The sequence below is a fragment of the Bdellovibrionales bacterium genome (assembly GCA_041662785.1).
Classification (GTDB): domain Bacteria; phylum Pseudomonadota; class Alphaproteobacteria; order UBA9219; family UBA9219; genus UBA8914.
On the sequence record JBAZRW010000019.1, the window covers coordinates 1 to 17,880 of the forward strand.

Annotated in this window: 17 protein-coding genes and 2 other RNA genes; 12 read left to right on the forward strand and 7 right to left on the reverse strand. The window is 54.3% G+C overall.

All coding sequences use genetic code 11. The features are described 5' to 3' along the window. The first annotated feature begins 120 nt into the window (after nt 1–120). From WC612_08595 to WC612_08610, 4 genes are all read left to right on the forward strand, one after another. Nucleotides 121–558, forward strand: coding sequence for a hypothetical protein (locus tag WC612_08595; GenBank protein MFA6280823.1), 438 nt, complete (start codon nt 121–123; stop codon nt 556–558). A gap of 227 nt (nt 559–785) precedes the next feature. Then, nucleotides 786–2,189: an MBOAT family protein gene (locus tag WC612_08600; protein ID MFA6280824.1), complete on the forward strand. Its 1,404-nt coding sequence runs from the start codon at nt 786–788 to the stop codon at nt 2,187–2,189. Between the two features lie 2 nt (nt 2,190–2,191). After that, nucleotides 2,192–3,175 carry a hypothetical protein gene (locus WC612_08605; GenBank protein MFA6280825.1) on the forward strand — a complete coding sequence of 328 codons (984 nt, stop codon included), beginning with the start codon at nt 2,192–2,194 and terminating at the stop codon, nt 3,173–3,175. Further along, entirely contained in the window at nt 3,172–4,230 is a 1,059-nt protein-coding gene (locus tag WC612_08610; protein MFA6280826.1) for a S66 peptidase family protein, read from the forward strand. The genes WC612_08605 and WC612_08610 overlap by 4 nt, the downstream gene beginning before the upstream one ends. Here WC612_08610 and prmC read toward each other — a convergent pair. Continuing rightward, the gene (prmC, locus tag WC612_08615) at nt 4,227–5,168 is read right to left on the reverse strand and encodes a peptide chain release factor N(5)-glutamine methyltransferase (protein ID MFA6280827.1); all 942 of its coding nucleotides are present in this window, start codon (nt 5,166–5,168) and stop codon (nt 4,227–4,229) included. The genes WC612_08610 and prmC overlap by 4 nt on opposite strands. Before the next feature lie 203 nt (nt 5,169–5,371). Next, nucleotides 5,372–6,445 carry a peptide chain release factor 1 gene (prfA, locus tag WC612_08620; protein ID MFA6280828.1) on the reverse strand — a complete coding sequence of 358 codons (1,074 nt, stop codon included), beginning with the start codon at nt 6,443–6,445 and terminating at the stop codon, nt 5,372–5,374. Between the two features lie 117 nt (nt 6,446–6,562). On the opposite strand from prfA, the gene WC612_08625 reads away from it, so the two are divergent. Together WC612_08625 and WC612_08630 are read left to right on the forward strand one after the other, a co-directional pair. Continuing rightward, on the forward strand, nt 6,563–6,808 hold the full coding sequence (locus tag WC612_08625; GenBank protein MFA6280829.1) for a type II toxin-antitoxin system prevent-host-death family antitoxin: 246 nt from the start codon (nt 6,563–6,565) through the stop codon (nt 6,806–6,808). Next, complete coding sequence (locus tag WC612_08630; GenBank protein ID MFA6280830.1) at nt 6,805–7,227, forward strand: type II toxin-antitoxin system VapC family toxin; 423 nt, start codon at nt 6,805–6,807, stop codon at nt 7,225–7,227. Before WC612_08625 ends, WC612_08630 begins: the two co-directional genes overlap by 4 nt. 1 nt (nt 7,228) lies before the next feature. On the opposite strand, the gene ispG is transcribed toward WC612_08630, so the two are convergent. From ispG to ssrS, 5 genes are all read right to left on the reverse strand, one after another. Then, complete coding sequence (gene ispG, locus WC612_08635; protein MFA6280831.1) at nt 7,229–8,353, reverse strand: flavodoxin-dependent (E)-4-hydroxy-3-methylbut-2-enyl-diphosphate synthase; 1,125 nt, start codon at nt 8,351–8,353, stop codon at nt 7,229–7,231. A gap of 15 nt (nt 8,354–8,368) precedes the next feature. Further along, nucleotides 8,369–9,439, reverse strand: a complete 1,071-nt coding sequence (locus WC612_08640) for a RodZ domain-containing protein (GenBank protein ID MFA6280832.1) — start codon at nt 9,437–9,439, stop codon at nt 8,369–8,371. Nucleotides 9,440–9,609: 170 nt separating this feature from the next. Further along, entirely contained in the window at nt 9,610–10,413 is an 804-nt protein-coding gene (locus WC612_08645) for a DUF1189 family protein (GenBank protein MFA6280833.1), read from the reverse strand. 38 nt (nt 10,414–10,451) lie between these two features. Then, nucleotides 10,452–11,273, reverse strand: a complete 822-nt coding sequence (gene dapF, locus WC612_08650; GenBank protein MFA6280834.1) for a diaminopimelate epimerase — start codon at nt 11,271–11,273, stop codon at nt 10,452–10,454. Nucleotides 11,274–11,363: 90 nt separating this feature from the next. Continuing rightward, nucleotides 11,364–11,522: non-coding RNA, 6S RNA (gene ssrS / locus WC612_08655), on the reverse strand. Nucleotides 11,523–11,633: 111 nt separating this feature from the next. Here ssrS and WC612_08660 point away from each other — a divergent pair. The 6 genes from WC612_08660 (at nt 11,634) to WC612_08685 (ending at nt 17,726) form a co-directional block, all read left to right on the forward strand. Further along, nucleotides 11,634–12,458 (forward strand): uracil-DNA glycosylase, encoded by an 825-nt coding sequence (locus WC612_08660; GenBank protein ID MFA6280835.1) that lies wholly within the window; start codon nt 11,634–11,636, stop codon nt 12,456–12,458. Nucleotides 12,459–12,660: 202 nt separating this feature from the next. After that, nucleotides 12,661–14,412: a lytic transglycosylase domain-containing protein gene (locus tag WC612_08665; GenBank protein MFA6280836.1), complete on the forward strand. Its 1,752-nt coding sequence runs from the start codon at nt 12,661–12,663 to the stop codon at nt 14,410–14,412. Between the two features lie 64 nt (nt 14,413–14,476). Continuing rightward, nucleotides 14,477–14,575, forward strand: an RNA gene (gene ffs / locus WC612_08670) — signal recognition particle sRNA small type. Between the two features lie 21 nt (nt 14,576–14,596). Continuing rightward, on the forward strand, nt 14,597–16,393 hold the full coding sequence (locus WC612_08675) for a DNA polymerase III subunit gamma/tau (GenBank protein MFA6280837.1): 1,797 nt from the start codon (nt 14,597–14,599) through the stop codon (nt 16,391–16,393). Between the two features lie 52 nt (nt 16,394–16,445). Beyond that, nucleotides 16,446–17,138, forward strand: coding sequence for a winged helix-turn-helix domain-containing protein (locus WC612_08680; GenBank protein MFA6280838.1), 693 nt, complete (start codon nt 16,446–16,448; stop codon nt 17,136–17,138). A gap of 6 nt (nt 17,139–17,144) precedes the next feature. Then, the gene (locus WC612_08685; protein ID MFA6280839.1) at nt 17,145–17,726 is read left to right on the forward strand and encodes a DUF882 domain-containing protein; all 582 of its coding nucleotides are present in this window, start codon (nt 17,145–17,147) and stop codon (nt 17,724–17,726) included. Nucleotides 17,727–17,880: the final 154 nt, after the last annotated feature.

Here is a 17,880-nt window from a genome sequence, read left to right on the forward strand (position 1 = left end):
TCGATAGATCGAAAAACATCCACACTTCGGACAGTTTTTGTTGTGACACCTTCAAAAACTCCCTTTTCCTCAAATCTATCATAAACTTATACGAAATCTACCCACACCTTTTTGATCATTATGCCGCAATTTCAGCAAAAAGCTGTTGCTTTGGGGTTTTCAAAAGTTAAGTTCGGGATTGTCAATAAGGGGGAAGAAAAAGGCATTTGGATTGGATGCCCCGATGTTGTTGATGGACTTCGCTGCAATCTGGCTTTGTTTGGTGATTATGCTATCAAGCCTGAAGAATATATCAGTTTTGTTGAAAATGCTAATGCGCATATTGATAGATTTTGTGTTGAAAGTTTAAAGGACTTTTTGATTGAGAAAGAAGTTCCTTTTTTCTATGGCCAGAAGGGAAAAATGCACATGTTTTTCCTAGAAAAGCTTTCTCAGCAGATCGAGCTTCTTTCGCTTGCCGCCGGATTTGAAAATGTCTCTGCTCCGCTTTTTCCTGTGCGGCCCGGATCGCAGGGTGAAGGGTTCTATATTTCTTTAAAAAATAAGCTCGTCAGTTAAGTGGGGCGGTGTTTTTATGAAAACGCGCCCTTTTTTGTTGAAATAGATTTTATTTTCCATAGTCTGATCGCCACGCATCCTTGCCCTTCTTAACAAGTGAAGGTGGAGATAAATCTTTTATGCTCTTTAATTCCTTTCCGTTCCTTTTTGGGTTTTTCCCCGTTGTCTTTCTTGGCTTTTTTCTCATCGCACGCAAGAGCCAGACAGCCGCGGGGGTGTGGCTGGGCTTGTCTTCTCTCTTTTTTTATGGGTGGTGGAGTCCTCGCTATGTGCCGCTTTTGTTGGCGTCCATCCTTTTCTCTTTTGTGGTCAGCGCGGGGCTAACCTCCCCATCCCTTGGACGGCCAAGAAAAAAGCTCCTCCTTTTTGTTTCCATCTTTGTGCATTTGCTTGTTCTGGGTTTTTATAAATATGGAGCCTTTTTTCTTGGCGCGTTCCTCGGACTAACCGGCCTGGAGGGTAGTGCTTATGCGGGCGCAGTTGCGGTCGAGCTTCCCATTGGCATTTCTTTTTATACCTTTACGCAAATTGCCTTTCTTGTGGATTGCTGGCAGGGGAAAGTGATCGAGCGAAGGCTAGATCACTATTTGCTTTTTGTGACCTATTTCCCCCACCTTATTGCGGGGCCGATTTTGCATCACGCACAAATGATGCCGCAGTTTGCCAAGGCCGATATTTACAAGCCGAGGATGGAGTGGATCGCACGGGGCGTTGTTATCTTTGTTTTTGGATTATCGAAGAAGCTGTTGATTGCTGATCCGATGTCCGTTTATGCCAATGCCCTTTTTGATCAAAAATTGGTTCTGCCAACCTTTTTTCTAAGCTGGCTTGGCACGATCTTTTATGCTTTTCAAATCTATTTCGATTTTTCCGGTTATTCGGACATGGCGATTGGGCTGTCTTTGTTTTTCGGAATCAAGCTTCCGGTAAATTTTAATTCACCTTATAAGGCGACCAGCATTATTGATTTTTGGCGGCGGTGGCATATTTCGCTTTCAACCTTCTTGCGCGATTACCTTTACATTCCGCTGGGTGGCAATCGGTATGGCGCGGTCAGACGCTACATCAACCTTTTTATCACCATGCTTCTTGGCGGGTTGTGGCACGGGGCGGGGTGGACATTTATTCTCTGGGGCGGCTTTCATGGCCTCCTGCTGGCCATCAATCATGCTTGGCAGAAGGTGGCGAAAAGGGACGGACGCAGGCATGTTGTTGCCAAGGGGCTTTCTTGGCTTGTGACGTTTGTGTGCGTTTGTCTGGCGTGGGTTTTGTTTCGGGCAGAAACGCTTTCTCAAGCCATCGTGGTTTATAAGGGCATGCTGGGGCTTAACGGCTTGTCCCTTCCTGAATTTTTTAAAGATAAGGTTTCCTTTTTGAAGGGAGCTGCCCTTGTTGATTATTCAGGCATTTGGCAAGGGGCGCAAACACAGGGAGACAGCACCTCTTTTATCTTGCTGCTGCTTGCGGGCGCGATTTGTTGGGGGGCGAAGAATTTGAACAAGGTTTCTGTTCAGGAAAATAAAGTTTCCTTTGGCGTTGGCCAGGGCGTGCTTATTGGTGGTTTGTTTTTCTTGTGCCTTCTTCATATGGCAAGTGGTGCGCCCGCCCAATTCCTCTATTTTAGGTTTTAATCATGAAACGTTTTTTTATCGGCCTTGGCGCAGGATTCTTTGTAACGCCTCTTTTACTTCTTGCCCTTGCCTTGGGGCTTCCTACTGAAAAAGTGGGCCCCGCCCGATGGGTTGGGGATTGCCTTAAGGTCAAACTGGCCGTGGCACGAGAAGAGGCCAAGCCGCAGATTATTATCTTATCGGGATCAAATGCTCTTTATGGGTTTTCTGCGCGCTCTATGCGTGAGCGGGCGGATCTGCGCGCTGTCAATTTGGGCATGCATGCAGGGCTTGGGCTGAAATACACCCTTTATTACGGGCTTTCTGTGGCGAAAAAGGGCGATCTTTTTGTGTTGCCGTTTGAATACGAGTTTTATGAGCCAGAGCGATACGAAGGCGCTTTGTCCCTGCAGATTTTGGCCAATGATCCGGCCTTTTTTGGGAAATTATCCCCGCCTGAGCAGTTTAAGCTTATCGCCAGCATTACCGCTTCGGAATGGATTGCTTTTGTCAGGAATAGAACCCGTCCCGATCCGGTGGAGGGAGCGGGGTGTCGGCCAGAATCCCTGACAAAGTATGGCGACCAAACGGCTAATCAGCGTGCCGGCCTTGATAAAAAGGCTCATGCGTTATTGGCGGCTCGACCCGCTCGCGTTTTTTCTCTTAGTGCGGAAGCCAAAGAAAACATTTTGTGGTTTAAGCGCGAGCTTGCGAAAGTCGGCGCTTCGTTCGTTTTGGCGTATCCCAACACGTTGGAACCCATTTTTAACGTTGAGGAAAACAAGGCGTTTTTGAGTGATCTTGACGCCTTTGCGGCGGCAGAGGGGATTGTCATTATCGGCCGCCCAGAAGACAGGGCGTTTTCCTTGGATCAAGCGTTCGACACGAATTATCATGTGGACAGCGTACGGCAGGAGGAAAACACAACCATTCTCCTTAAACAGCTAGGCGGGATAGATTTGCGCCCTTTTCAAGGGGCGATTGAAGAACAAAAGGATCAACGATGAAGCTGATCAAACCAACGAAACTTCAAGCGGGCGACAAGGTGGCGGCGATCACGCTGTCGTGGGGCGGTGCGGCGACGTTTCCCGACCGTTATGCGCTGGGCAAAAAAAGGCTTGAAGAAAACTTTGGTGTGCAGGTTGTGTTAACGCGCCATGCGTTGCGCGAGGCTGCGTGGATTGCCGCGAACCCCAAGGCTCGCGCCGATGATTTGATGGAGGCTTTTGCCGATCCGCAGGTCAAAGCCATCTTTAGTATTATTGGCGGGGAGGATTCGATCCGCCTGTTGCCGTATGTTGATTTGAATGTGATTGCGCGGCATCCAAAAATCTTTATGGGGATGTCCGACACAACAGTGACGCATTTTATGTGTTTGAAGGCTGGGCTGTCCTCTTTTTACGGCCCCTCAATTTTGGCGGACATGGATGAGAATGTTGAGGCGTTTCCTTATATGCTCGACTCTGTGCGGCGCACGTTGTTTACGTCAGAGCCATTAGGCGAGATCGCGCCATCTGACGAATGGACGGGTGAGATGCTGCCTTGGCAAGTGCCGGAAAATGCCAAGATTAAGCGTAAAAGACATAAGCCCCTTGGCTATCAGGTCTTGCAGGGCAGTGGCGTTGTTCGAGGACCGCTGATTGGCGGGTGCATTGAGGTTCTGGATTGGCTGCGCGGGACGGCGGTTTGGCCTGTGCCGCAACAATGGGAGGGTGCGATTCTGTTTTTGGAAACGTCCGAGGAAAACCCTACGCTCAATCAATTTACGCGCATGGTGCGGTGTTTTGCTGCGATGGGGATATTGAATTGCGTGAACGGTATTCTGTTGGGACGGCCTATGGTCGATCCCGATCCTGCGCTGATGACCCAATACGATGTCGCGCTACAAAAGGTTGTGCGTGATGAATGCGGCCTTGCCGATCTCCCAATTATGACGCAGCTGGATTTTGGACATAGTGCGCCTCAAATGGTGTTGCCTTATGGGGCTGAGGCTGAGATTGATTGCGAGCGCAAGGCATTTTCGATTTTGGAATCGGGCGTTTCTGCTGCACCTGCGCCTTAGCTGGCGGAGCCGCTCACGCAACGCGGGATGTCGCCTAGGTCATTGGTGATCGTGACGTTTTTGAAAGAGGCCTTTTCCATCATCGTGGCGACGTCTTGCGCCTGCCCGATGCCGACTTCAAAAAGAACGACGCCGTTCGCGTTCAGAAATTGCGGTAACAACGGAATCAAATGGCGATAGGGATCAAGACCGTCCGTGCCGCCATCCAGCGCGGCGGCGGGATCGTGAAGGCGCACTTCGGGTTGCAGGCCGTCCATGTCGTGTGAGGGTATATACGGCGGATTGCAAAGGATAAGGTCGAACTTTTCCTCAACGCCGTCTAGCCAATCACCGATGCGGAAAACGGCGCGGTCGTCCAGCCCAAGGCGCTGCGCGTTAAGCGCGGCCTGCTGGGCGGCGCGTGGCGCTTTGTCGATGCCAACGCCTGTCGCGGTTGGCCATTCATGAAGCAGCGAAAGAAGAAGACAGCCCGTTCCCGTGCCAAGGTCAAGAAGACGGAGAGACTTCACTCTTTCGTCATCCCGCTGAAAAGCGGGATCCAGCTGCACCGCGTCTGCGGTGCAGAAGAGTCTTGTGCCGCGCAGACGCGCGGCGCTGGATTCCGGCTTTCGCCGGAATGACGATAAAGCCACCTCAATCAGCGTTTCGCTGTCGGGGCGAGGCTCCAGCGTCGCCTCATTGAGGCCAAAGGGAAGCCCCCAAAACTCGCGGCAGCCAAGGATGCGGTGGACAGGCTCGCGAGACGCACGACGAGAGATCAAGGCGTCGATATTTTTAATTTCATCGTCGCCCAAAACACGTTCGCCTTGCATCAAGAGCGCGGCGCGGTCGCAGCCTAGAGCATGGGCGATTAGCAGCCGCGCATCAAGAACGGGATTGTCGATATCCGTGGTGGCAAGGCGTTCTTGTGTGGAAAGGATTAGGGCAAAAAGTTTCATCACGCAGAAGCTTTTGTTAGAGCGTAATCCATTATGTTTTGTCCGTCATTGCGAGGAGCCGAGCGTAAAGCGAGGCGACGCGGCAATCCATCTCTTGCCGTTTCCATAGGGGACGCTTGTAGAGATTGCAGGAGATGGATCGCCACGGGGGCTGTGCCCCCTCGCGATGACGTGTTACTTCTTGTTTTTGTAAGCACCTTAATTCACCCGTTCGCATCGGCGAGCGCGGCGAGTTTTTCGGCTTCGTCGCGTTGGATCAGGGGGTCGATGATTTCATCTAGCGCTGTTCCCGCGACGACATCGTCAATCTTATAAAGAGTCACGTCGATGCGGTGATCGCTGACGCGGCCTTGCGGGAAGTTATAGGTGCGGATGCGCTCTGACCTATCGCCCGAACCCACCTGCTCCTTACGGACGGCGGCATAGGCGCTGTCGCGCTCGGCGCGGTGCTTTTCATAGATGCGCGAGCGTAAGACTTTCATCGCCTTGGCGCGGTTCTTGATCTGTGAGCGTTCATCCTGCATCGCCACAACAATGCCCGTTGGCAAGTGCGTAAGGCGCACCGCGCTGTCGGTTTTATTGACGTGCTGACCGCCTGCACCCGATGAGCGATAGGTGTCGATGCGTAAATCTTTGTCCTCAATCTTGACGTCGACTTCTTCCATTTCGGGCAGGACGGCGACGGTCGCGGCGGAGGTATGAACGCGGCCTTGGCTTTCCGTTTGAGGCACACGCTGCACGCGATGCACGCCAGACTCGAACTTCAGGCGGGCAAAAACGCCCCGCCCCGTGATCAGGGCCGTGCCGTCTTTCAGGCCGCCCAGATCGTTTTCGGCCAAGTCCATGACTTCAAACCGCCAGCCGTGAAGGCCGGCATAGCGACGATACATCTCAAACAAAAGGGCGGCAAACAAAGCGGCCTCATCGCCGCCTGTGCCAGCACGAACTTCCAAAATAGCATTGCGTTCGTCGGCAATATCTTTGGGGAGCAAGAGGCGCTGCACCTGTTTTTCTAAAGCGGGGATCGCGTCCCGCAGGGTGTCGATTTCTTTCTGCGCCTCGGCACGAAAATCGGGATCGGCCAAAAGGCTTTGGGCTTCAGCCAGCTCGCCCTCGGCCTTGCGCAGCGCGATAATGGCGTCCGCCACGGGGGACAGGTCGCCATATTCTTTGGACAGCTTCGTGAATTGATCAGCAGGCATGGAGGCCGCGCTGAGAAGTTCGCGCAGCTCATCTTGCCGTGATAGCACGCGGTCATAGGTTTGGATGAGAGACATGCCGTCATAAGTGGCTTTTGGTGGTTTGAAAATCAAGGAAAATAAGTTTTTGGCTTGCTATTAACCAACTAGTTTGATAAACTAGTTTGATCATCAAAATACCAAGGGGAGAGCGGCATGATTACTGTAGGATCGTTTGAAGCTAAAACTCATCTTGCCGCGCTTTTGGATCGTGTCGCGGCGGGGGAAGAGATCGCCATCTCGCGGCGCGGCAAGATCGTTGCACGCCTTGTTCCCGACGCGGCAGCAGAGACAAAGAAAATGTCGGCGGCTGAGGTTATCGCGGGGCTGAAAGAAAATCGTAAAGGGACAAGCCTTGGCGGCATTTCGTGGAAAGAACTGCGTGATGAGGGGCGGCGGTGAGTGGGTTTGTTTTAGACTGTTCTGTTGCAATCGCGTGGGTGATTGAAGCCGAGGCGACAGCGGAGACAGACGCGTTGATGGCAAGAGCAAGTATGGGCGGCGTTTTTGTTCCTGAGCTTTGGCCGATTGAAACGGCGAATGTCCTTCTTCAAGCGGTAAAACGCAAACGCCTTACGGAGGAGCAGGCACAAGCGAACCGCACCATGCTTGGGGCTATGCCGATCATTGTAGAAGAAGGGATGGCTCTTCGCGCTTGGGACGAAATTATGCCCCTTGCACAGCGCGAGAATCTCACCGTCTATGATGCCGTTTATCTTGACTTGGCGATGCGCAAAAGGCTGCCGTTAGCAAGCCTTGATAAGGCTCTGCGCGAGGCGGCGGGTCGAAACGGGATCGCCGTGTTGCCAAAGAAAATATAGGTTACTTCTTTTCCGCTTCGATCTCCGCCACGCGCGCCTCGACAAGCTCGGCCAAATGCTCGACAATGTCGCCGTCTTTTAACCGATGATCGGCGACACCTTTGATATAAATCTGGTGCGTGTTGTTACCGCCGCCCGTGATGCCGATGTCCGTGTGCATGGCCTCGCCCGGCCCGTTGACGACGCAGCCGATAACGGACACCGTAAGCGGCGTTGTGATGTGGGCAAGGCGTTCTTCAAGAAGTTGAACGGTTTTAATCACGTCATAGCGGCGGCGGGCGCAGGTGGGGCAGGACACGATGGTGATGCCGCGCGAGCGCAGACCCATCGATTTAAGAATTTCATAACCGACGCGCACTTCCTCTTCTGGCTCGGCGGAAAGCGAGACGCGGATTGTGTCGCCAATGCCTTCGGCCAACAAAAGACCCATGCCGATGGAGCTTTTGACGGTGCCGGTACGAAGGCCGCCCGCTTCGGTTACGCCAACGTGCAAGGGATAATCGCACGCGGCGGCGAGGCCGCGATAGGCCGCGACGGCCAGAAATACGTCCGAGGCCTTGACGCTGATTTTGAAGTTGAAGAAGTCGTGATCTTCAAGAATGCGGGCGTGCGCCATCGCGCTTTCGACCATGGCCTCGGGGCAAGGTTCTCCGTATTTTTCAAGAAGCTCTTGTTCAAGAGAGCCTGCGTTCACGCCGATGCGGATCGAGCAGTTGTGATCCTTGGCGGCGCGGACGATTTCGGCGACGCGGTCGGCAGAGCCGATGTTGCCCGGATTGATACGAAGGCACGCGGCACCTGCCTCGGCGGCTTCGATCCCGCGCTTGTAGTGGAAATGAATGTCGGCCACGACGGGAACGGAAACGGCTTTGACGATTTCTTTCAGCGCGGCGGTGGATTCTTCATCAGGGCAAGAGCAGCGCACGATGTCCACGCCCACGGCCTCCATGCGCTTGATCTGCTCAATCGTTGCTTTGGCATCTGATGTCAGCGTGTTGGTCATGGACTGGACGGTGATGGGGGCATCGCCACCCACGGGCACATTGCCAACCATAATTTGGCGTGACTTACGACGTGCAATTTTTTTCCATGGGCGATGGGCGTTGATGTCGTTTAGCTGATCCATAGGGGCTTTCCTTGTTTATTCCTGATTTTCTGTCGTTGTTTCCGATTTTGTCAAACGGGCCTTAAGCTTGTCCGCGTCCAAAGGAATAGCGCGTACGACGCGCCCCGTGGTGTGAAGTTTGGGCAGATCAGAACCACCCGCCGAAAAGACGATGCCATCCGCGTTGCCAGTCGTAAGGCTTAGGCCTTTGCCCGCCGGAACGGTATAGGTCTCACCCGCTTTCATCGTGCGGTCAAAGATGGTTACGCCTTTGCTGTCGGTGATCAGAACCCAGCTTTCCTTGTCAGCGCGGAGGGTTAGCGGCGCTTTGCCTGTAGCCTCGGTTTTCACCTCGGGTGTGACGGGCGTAGCCGCTGGTGGCGGGGTAGGTTCGGTTTGTGTGGGCTTAACGGGCGTGGTGTCCTTTTTATCGCCCTCGCCTTTTTTAGACGGGGGCGTCGTGACGGTAGAAACGGGTTGCACCTGAGGGGGCGATACGCTGTTTTTGGTTTTAGGCTTGTCTTTATCTTCTGGTGCTGTTGGCTTTTCCCCAGCCTTCGGCTCATTGGGCTGGATCACAATGGGGGTAATCCCTTGCAAAGGCACAGCGGCACTGGGTTCTTGTGGGGGGGCTGTTGTTTCTTGCGGCGATATTTCTTGCGTTGTTTTAGGCAGCGGAAGCGGCTGCTCCACAATGGCTTTGTCAGGCGTTGAAAGGCCATACCAAAGACCATAGACAAGCAGAGCGGCCAGTGCCGCGCCAATCATCAGGGCAATCGTTGGTACTTGGCCCTCAGACATGGGTTGCGGCATGGAAAGTTGCGGCTTACGGCGGCGTCCCACCATCTCGCGGCGGTACTGGTCGATTGCACCGCGTCCATCAAGCCCAAGATAGAGGGCATAGGTGCGCAGGAAGCCGATGACATAGGCATCGGCAGGCAAGGCCTCGTACTGGCTGTTTTCAAGGGCAACGAGATAGGACGGGCGAATGCGTAAATAATCCGAGATTGACTCAATATCTTCGTCGCGATGTTCACGAACGCGCCGAAGAATATCCCCAATCCTTTGCCCTTCGCCTACGATGGGGCGGCTTATGGGGGAGGGCATTGTTGAGGGGGTTAATCCTCCGTCAGGCTGCGTGCTGCCCCCTTGGGGAGCACGCAGCTGCGAGGCGCGAACGGAAGGGCGGGGTGGTTGTCTTTTGGAAGCCATAAGATGATACAACGTAAGATGTTAGCGGAAAAAGAAGCATAGAACATTTTTATCAAAGGTAAAAGTTATCCTTGCGTTATTTTTGGGCCTCGCCGTGCAGCCAAAAGGCCAAAAGCGACGAATCCGAACCAAAGAGCGGCTTGCAGGGGCGGATAGGGCGTCGCGATCACAAAAATGACGGCCACGGGGATCTTCGCCGCGGCAGAAAGGCGCATAGCATCCGGCAAGGCAGGCCTTATTTTGAAGAGAGGGGCAACAATCAGGATAAGAATAGCCCCCAAAAAGGCCGTAAAAAGATGGGTCATGAAAACAAGGCCCGCCAGCGTAAGGGAGGAAAAGGGCAAAAAGAGCGCCTTTAAGTTTTCACCAAAGCTGATCCAGTTTTCATGGGTCATGGTGACCTTTTGTGTCGGGTCGAAGGGGCTTATTTTTAAGGTCTTCTGGTCGGCGTTATAAATGGCAAAATGATCCTTCCCCGCAATAAAAAGGATTTTCTCGTCCGCCATTTTCTTTTGTAGGGCAGTTTCGTCCGTCATATCGGCGTTCAGGTCGAGCATGACTTTAACGGGCCCACCTTCTTCCTTTGCCAAAAGGGTAAAGGTTTGCGGGGTTTCGCCTTTGACCGTTAAAAGGCCGCCGTCAAGCGTGACTTCGGGGAGCTCTTGAAAAAGTGCGGCGGACTCTTCAAGCAAGGGGCGCATGGAGGGCAAGTAGATAAGACTAAGTTGAAGGACACTGATAAGGGTCGCCACCAAAATAAAGCCAAGGCCAAAGCCTTTACGCGCCGTCATTAGCCGCTGATAAAAATCAGAGGAATAGAACGTCTGGGGAAGCTCTTTGAGAAAAGCGAGAAAAGAGGACAGGGTCATGACGTTTTTTCCATTTTTAAAGGGCGTGTCGCGGGTGTTTATAGAAAAAGAGTGCCTTGAAAGCTAAGCGCCGTTGGCCCGAGCAGAATAACATGCCCGTCGGCCTCGCGCCATTCAATCGTGAGAGAGCCGCCGTCTAGCCGAACCTCGGCTTTGCGCTCGGTCAAGCCGCGCCTTGCTGCCGCGACAAGTGTCGCGCAAGCGCCAGAACCACAAGCTTCGGTGATGCCTGTACCGCGCTCCCACACCCGCATGCGAATGGTTTGGGAGCCTAAAACCTGTGCAAACTCGATATTGCAGCGTTCGGGAAACAGGGGGTGATGCTCTAGTTTGGGGCCGATGGTCGCCAAAGGAACCGCCAAAACGTCGGGCACAAAAAAGACAGCATGGGGGTTGCCCATGCTGACGCAACAGGCGGGCGGAACGTCGTGCCCTGCCATAGGAACATTGAGCGTGTCGACGTCGTCAGCCAAGGGAATCTCGCGCGGCAACAGGCGCGGTGGGCCGAAATCAACGGCAATCAGGTCTTCGGCTTCCTGCCAGACTTTAAGCAGCCCTGCGATGGTTTGGATCACGCCTGTGGCGCGGCCGTTTTCTTTGAATAAAAGCCGTGCGACGCAGCGCGTCGCGTTCCCGCATGCGCCCGCGATAGAGCCATCGGCGTTATACATATGCATATAAAGGTCAGCGGTTGGGTCTTGGGGGGGGGCAAGGATGATCAGCTGGTCATAGCCGATGCCGCGATGGCGGTCGGCCACGCGCAGGCAAAAGGTGGTGTCGGGCAAAAAACCGTCGGCGCGACCATCGATAATCACGAAGTCGTTGCCAAGGCCGTGCATTTTTATAAAGTCGCGGGGCATTTTGTCAGACCTTTATGAAGGCGAGTCACGTTTCCCAATGAAAATAGGGCGCGGACGAGCGCAAAACAATCCATAAATTCTAGAAAGGAGGAAGGCCCCGCCTTGGCCGGTGTCATGCAATCCTCCGTGGCCTGCAGTTTGCAGGTGGGTGCCATATATCTAAAGCCACGGCCTTAGTCAGAGACGGCTCCCGGAGGTGTATCATTAGGGCCCCGGGGATTTTGATGCTGTCGCGCCACGCAGAAACCTTCCACCTAGGACTATACTGCAAAAGACCTAGAAAAGGGAGTCTTTTCGGTGTGTGGGCATGGGTGCAGAGAACCCTTGCGATTTTCCTTTTTTCCCTTCAAAACGGTTGTTATGGAGCAAGTTTTATCGACGATAGAGGCTTTGGTTTGGCAGGTTGAGGCAGGCGCTGATGAAGCGATCTGTAACGATGCCGGATTCGAACAATGGAAAGGCCGTACCGCGAGCGTTCCATCTGTTGCGCCTGTCCCCGCCGCTGCTGCGCCCCCTTTGGCTCCGCTGGCCTTTGTTTCCCAGCCTTCCAAGCCACTTGCCGCAGCGCCAGCGCTTGCCCGCCCACCGGCAGAGCCTTTGGCGGCGACCACGCTGGAGCAGCTTAGGGACTCTTTGGCTTGTTTTGAGGGCTGTGGCCTTAAGGCGACCGCTATGAATCTTGTTTTTGCGGCGGGAAATCCTAAAGCCAAGATCATGATCGTGGGCGATGTGCCTGCCGAGGACGAGGATCGCCAAGGACTGCCTTTTGTCGGCGAAAGTGGCCACCTTTTGGACAAGATGCTGGCATCCATAGGTCTTGACCGCGAGTCTGTCTATCTGACCAACCTTGTTTTTTGGAGGCCTCCTGGTAATCGTTCTCCCAGCGAAGTTGAGGTTGAGGCCTGTCTGCCTTTTACGGAGAGACATATCGCTCTTGTTCAGCCCAAGCTCCTTATCGTGATGGGGCAGTTGGCGACCAAGACTCTTTTGAGAACCAAAGATACTTTTTCCAAAAAGCGGGGGCAATGGACGAGCTACAGCCCTTGTCTTGGCGATCCTGTGCGAGAGGAAATCCGCTGTTTGCCGTTTTATCATCCCACCTATTTACTTCGCCAGCCAGCGGCAAAAAGGCAGGCGTGGGTTGATTTATTGCGTTTGAAGCAAGAAATTAACGACACTATCTAATTGAATCGTCATGAATTAACAATCATTAAGGCGAAAGCAATAGATAAAGCTTGTCCGCCGTTCAATAAGCCGCTAGTACGGCGCTCGTATGATGATACCAAAAACTTTAGGTCGGGGTCTTGCAACCAGCGCACAACTAGCCCTTGTTGCTTTTTTAAGTATAGGCCTGACCACAACTACTCATAACAGTGTTGCGAGTACTTTGTCTTCACAGAAGACAAGGGCGATTGTCGCTGCCCCTTCCAAAGAAGAGTTGCTTGCGGCTGAAAAAGCGGCGCGCCTTGATAAGGCCATGGGGGCTCTCTGCGAAAAAGAGGCTGCGCTTTATCGCCTCGTTTTCGCGGCCCAAGGGCGCGGCGCGTGGAAAGCTGCCGACGAGCTGGCCAAGAAAATCACGGATCAACGTCTTATGGGCGCGGTGCTTGCCGATCGCTTTGAAAAGCGCGGCGCGAGCGGGCTGGAACTGGCGGCTTGGCTGCAGGCTTATGCGACGCTGCCTCAGGCGGATGATTTTTATGCTAAGGCCAAAAAGGACGGCATGACTTCTTTGACGCGCCCTCAGTCGACGGATGCGTGGAGCGACGAGGGCGAGATCGACGGTGCGGCGAATTTTGCGCCTGACTTGATGGTCAAAAACACGGCGGCTAATTCTCAAACCAATAGTTTGGCGCGTGCGATCCAGCGCACGCTCCGCAAAGGGGATCCTTGGGCGGCGCGTAATCTGCTGCTTGAGGCGCAAAACCAAAAGAAATTGGAGGGTACTTTTGCCCATGACGCGCAGGCTGTTATTGGCGCTGCGTTTTTCAGGGTGGGCGAACGTGACCAAGCGATGGCCTTGACGGGCGCGGCGGCTGGAGCCAATCAGCCGCTTGGTCTTTGGATCAGGGGCTTGATTGCATGGGAAAAGAACGATGCGCCGATGGCGCGGATGATGTTCTCGCGCTTGGCCGAGCATCCTGCCCTTAATGAAGGAAATCGTGCAGCGGCGCATTTTTGGGCCTATCGCGCCGAAAAAGCGCAAGGAAGTGGGACAGAAGCGCGCCGCCATCTTGAAGAAGCCGCCCGCGTGCCGCGCAGTTTCTATGGCCTTTTGGCAGGGCAGCTTTTGGGGCGCAGCCCTGTGGCGATTTTAAGCAAGGATGAGGCTCCCTCCGTTTGGGATGCAACCGCCCGTTCTATTTTACTGAAGTATCAGGCGGGCTGGCGTGCCCTTGCCCTTGTGCAAGTGGGGCAGCTTGCCCTCGCCGAGGGTGAACTTCGTCGCTTGAACCCGCAAAACGATCCGGATAAGCAACAAGCCATGATGGCGTTGGCCCGTTATGTGCCGATGCCCGCGCTGGCGCTGAAACTAGCCCACTTATCGCGTGAAAATGGATTTGATTTGGCTCTTTATCCGCTTTTGCCGTGGCAGCCCAAGGAGGGCTATCAAGTGGATCGCGCCTTGATGTTTGCTTTGGCCCGACATGAGTCCTTGTTTGATCCAATGGCGATGAGCGCGAGGGGAGCGCAGGGCTTGATGCAAATCATGCCGGCGACCGCCAGTGTCATGGCGGACAATGAGGAGGACGTTCGTGCAATCGCTCACCAAGACAAGCTCTTTGACCCCGCCTATAACATAGAGCTTGGTCAAAAGTACGTGCAGCATCTGGCGGCCATGCCCCAGATAGGAAATAATTTGATCCTTCTTTTGGCGGCCTATAATGGCGGGCCGGCCAAGGCGATCAACTTGGCCTCAAGCCGAGATGGAGCCGATCCCCTCCTGTTCCTTGAAAGCATGCCTGTGCGTGAAACGCGCAACTATGTCGCTCGCGTTTTGCCCCATTATTGGGCTTACCGCGCCCGTTTGGGAAAATCGCTCTCTTCCCTCAAACAAATGGCGGAAGGGCGGTGGCCGACAACCTCCCTGCGTGAGGAGACGACTTTGCGTGTCGCCGAAGTGGTTAACGCGCGGTAGTTTTTAACGGCTTTTTGCCTCTTTTTTCTCGTTTCCCCTTCATCGAATCTGCTATAACCCCCTCGGGAGGTTGGCGATGGGCAGATCCCGTGCCAACCCGGTCAGGGCCGAAAGGCAGCAGCCGTACCATGTTTCGATCTGGGTCATTGTCCAGCCTCCCACTTTCGTTTCCAAAGGCAGCCCTGTGACAACCCTCTTCGGCGAAACAGACACTCCCCCCTCAACGAGCGCGACGCCCTACCGCGTGCTGGCGCGTAAATATCGTCCTGCGACTTTTGCCGAGTTAATCGGGCAAGAGGCGATGGTGAGGACGCTTACCAATGCCATTCAATCGGGCCGATTGCCGCAAGCGTGGATGCTGACGGGCGTGCGCGGGATCGGCAAGACGACGACGGCACGCATTATCGCCAAGGCGCTGAACTGTACGGGACGCGATGCGACGGCGGGCTCGATTGAGCCTTGCAATGCGTGCGATTCCTGCCGCGCGATTACCGAGGATCGCTTTGTGGATGTGCAAGAGCTGGATGCGGCCTCGCGCACCGGCGTTGATGATATCCGTGAGATTGTGGATGGCGTGCGCTATGGCCCTGTCGCCGGAAAATACAAAATCTATATCCTTGACGAAGTCCATATGCTTTCGAAAAACGCGTTTAACGCGCTTTTAAAGACGCTGGAGGAGCCGCCCCCCCATACCAAGTTTATCTTTGCGACGACGGAAATCCGCAAGGTTCCCGTGACTGTCCTTTCGCGCTGCCAGCGCTTTGACCTGCGCCGCATTGAAAGCGCCGAGCTTGCCGCGCACTTTACCCGCCTTGCGGGTTTAGAAGATGTGAGCGCCGATCCCGATGCGATCAAGTTGATTGCCCATGCTGCCGATGGCTCGGTGCGTGATGGGCTTAGCCTGCTGGATCAGGCGATTGCTTTGGGCAACGGTAGCGTGATTCTGGCAGAAGTGAAGAATATGCTGGGGCTCGCGGATCGTGGAGCAAGCCTTGATCTGTGCCGCCATGTTCTTCTTGGCGCGATGGAAGCGGCGCTGGCTGGGTATGATCAAATGATCAAGGTTGGAACGGATCCGTTGCAGATTTTGCAAGACATGGCTGAGCTTGTTCATCGTCTGACCCGCGCGCAAATCCTGACGGGCAGTGGGGCGATGGATGATGGCCCCGAAGGCGAAAAGCAGTTGCTTGCCGATTTGGCGGGCATCAAGATTCCGGCCTTAACCCGTGCGTGGCAGATTTTGCTGAAAGGCATCGGCGAGACGCAAGCCGCCTCGCAGCCCGCCGTGGCAGCGGAAATGGCGCTGATCCGCGTGGCCTATGCCGCCGAATTGCCGCCTCCGGGCGATCTTATCAAACAGTTGCGCGAGCAGCGCGAAGCGGCGCGTGGCGAAGGGGGCGCGGAATCCGCGCCTTCCGGTGGGGGCGGGGGTTCAAAGGCTTCGCGCTTTGGTTCGATAAGCGCAGGAAGCGGAAGCGCCATGCGGTCGGTTCAGGCGTCCGAGCCGATGGCTCAAACGGTGGCCATTGCGGCGGCGGTTAACCCCATGCCGCAGACGTTCCGCGAGGTGGCGGAGCTTTTCGCGACGAACCGTGAAGGTGGCCTGTATGCCGAATTGTGCCGCTATGTTCATCTTGTCCGCATGGCGGCGGGGCAGCTGACGATCCGCGTTGAACGTGGCGCTTCGGCGCAGCTTGTTAGTCGTTTGGGACAATGTTTGAACGAGTGGACAGGGCAGCGCTGGATGATTGCCCTTGTCGATGAGGAGGGTCTGCCGACGCTGGCGCAGGAAGACGAGGCGATTGTCAAAGGACGCCATGAACGTGCGGCGGCGAATCCGTTGATGCAGGCCGTCCTCCTTTCGTTTCCTGAGGCCAAGCTTATGACGTTAGAGCCAAAGCCACCCGCGCCTGAGGCTGTCTTGACAGCCGAGCCGGATGTTTTTATCGCGCCTATGCCCGATGAAGAGGAAGAAGAGTAGGCGTTAAAATCTCTTTTGCTCTTTTTCTTTTGTCCCTGCTATAATCCCATCCATGTTTTTTATTGGCCTCATCTCTCCCGATCAGCCGCTTTGCCAAGCGCTTGGGGAACAGCTTAAACAAGCAGGTGATGATTTCCATCATGCCCTTTTCGCCTCGGTAGAAGAGGCGCTTGGCGCGTGGAGCGAGGCGCTCCCCCCCCTTATTTTATGGGATGCACAGGAAGCCCCCGTGACGGAGGCAGGGGCTGCGGTTTTTGCCGCGCGTCTCTCGGCGGTAAGGCCGGAGCCCCTCTTGTTGGTTTTGGGTGAAGCGCCGCAGGCCCTTGAGAAGTGGGGTGTCGCCGAGACCTTTAGCAGACCCCTGCGGCTTGGGTTTTTGCTCTCAAGACTCCAGTTTTATCAAAGGCAATATCAGCAAGCCTCCGACGGGGCGGTGTCTATAGGGGACTGGCGTTTTGAGCCGCGTGCGCGGCAGTTAACGCACAAAGCAACGGCCGAGGTTGTCAAACTTACGGACAAAGAAGCCGTCCTTCTTGATCATTTGTGGGAGGCCACAGCGCCCGCACTGCGTGACGAGCTTCTCGCGGCAATTTGGGGGTATGACACGCGGATCGATACCCATACGCTTGAGACCCATATCTACAGGCTGCGCCGTAAAATCATGGGTGAGAAAGCCGGTGGCGACGATGTTTTTTTATCGGATCAGGGTGGTTATCAAATCAACCCCTTGTGGCGGAAGGAATAAGGGGTGATGCGCAGGTGGCTTCTTGTGTTGATGGCACTGATGTTAAGCGGATGTCTGGGTGGCGGCTCCCCTATGACCGGAAAGCTTGTCAAGCAGCATGGGGGCGAGAAAACGCGGCCCGATAAAGTTTTGACGCGCTCTATCATCTTGTCTTATCCGCAAGCCCATGAGCGCCTTAACCTGACCTATTACAAAAACGGTGGGTATGATCCTGACGCCATGCGGGCGATTGACAAGCTGTTCCGAGATCGGCACGTCGATAAAGTTGGCAAGATTGACCCTGAACTCATCGACTATATGGTCGATATTCGCACGCGCCTAGGGCTGCCGCCGACGGTGGTTTTTGAGATTCTGTCCGGCTACCGCGCCAGCGAGACGAACGAGAAATTGCGCTCTTCCAATGGGCAGGTGGCTAAGGAAAGTTTGCATATGCATGGCTGGGCCGTCGATTTTCGTATCAAGAATGTGAATGGCAAGGCGATTGCCGAAATTGCGAAAACCATGCAACGCGGCGGCGTTTCCTTTTATCCGTCTAGTAACCATGTTCACGTTGATCTTGGAAATATAAGGACTTGGGCCACGCGGTAAGCCTAGGAAAAGGCGCTTGAGTTTTGCGCGTGGCTTTATAGAATAAGAAAAATAGGCATAATGATCAAAAGGTGTGGGTAGATTCACGATTTTGAGAGCAAAAAGCTGATCATTTTTCTCCGCCGATCCTTCTTCAATCCTCGATGTATTTTGA

What these genes read in the sequence shown, in the direction of transcription:
- WC612_08595 (MFA6280823.1), top strand. Translation starts at nt 121, where the DNA reads ATGCCGCAATTTCAGCAAAAAGCTGTTGCTTTGGGGTTTTCAAAAGTT.
- WC612_08605 (MFA6280825.1), top strand. Translation starts at nt 2,192, where the DNA reads ATGAAACGTTTTTTTATCGGCCTTGGCGCAGGATTCTTTGTAACGCCT.
- WC612_08610 (MFA6280826.1), top strand. Translation starts at nt 3,172, where the DNA reads ATGAAGCTGATCAAACCAACGAAACTTCAAGCGGGCGACAAGGTGGCG.
- prmC (MFA6280827.1), bottom strand. Translation starts at nt 5,168, where the DNA reads ATGAAACTTTTTGCCCTAATCCTTTCCACACAAGAACGCCTTGCCACC.
- prfA (MFA6280828.1), bottom strand. Translation starts at nt 6,445, where the DNA reads ATGTCTCTCATCCAAACCTATGACCGCGTGCTATCACGGCAAGATGAG.
- WC612_08625 (MFA6280829.1), top strand. Translation starts at nt 6,563, where the DNA reads ATGATTACTGTAGGATCGTTTGAAGCTAAAACTCATCTTGCCGCGCTT.
- ispG (MFA6280831.1), bottom strand. Translation starts at nt 8,353, where the DNA reads ATGGATCAGCTAAACGACATCAACGCCCATCGCCCATGGAAAAAAATT.
- WC612_08640 (MFA6280832.1), bottom strand. Translation starts at nt 9,439, where the DNA reads ATGCCCTCCCCCATAAGCCGCCCCATCGTAGGCGAAGGGCAAAGGATT.
- WC612_08645 (MFA6280833.1), bottom strand. Translation starts at nt 10,413, where the DNA reads ATGACCCTGTCCTCTTTTCTCGCTTTTCTCAAAGAGCTTCCCCAGACG.
- dapF (MFA6280834.1), bottom strand. Translation starts at nt 11,273, where the DNA reads ATGCCCCGCGACTTTATAAAAATGCACGGCCTTGGCAACGACTTCGTG.
- WC612_08660 (MFA6280835.1), top strand. Translation starts at nt 11,634, where the DNA reads ATGGAGCAAGTTTTATCGACGATAGAGGCTTTGGTTTGGCAGGTTGAG.
- WC612_08680 (MFA6280838.1), top strand. Translation starts at nt 16,446, where the DNA reads ATGTTTTTTATTGGCCTCATCTCTCCCGATCAGCCGCTTTGCCAAGCG.
- WC612_08685 (MFA6280839.1), top strand. Translation starts at nt 17,145, where the DNA reads ATGCGCAGGTGGCTTCTTGTGTTGATGGCACTGATGTTAAGCGGATGT.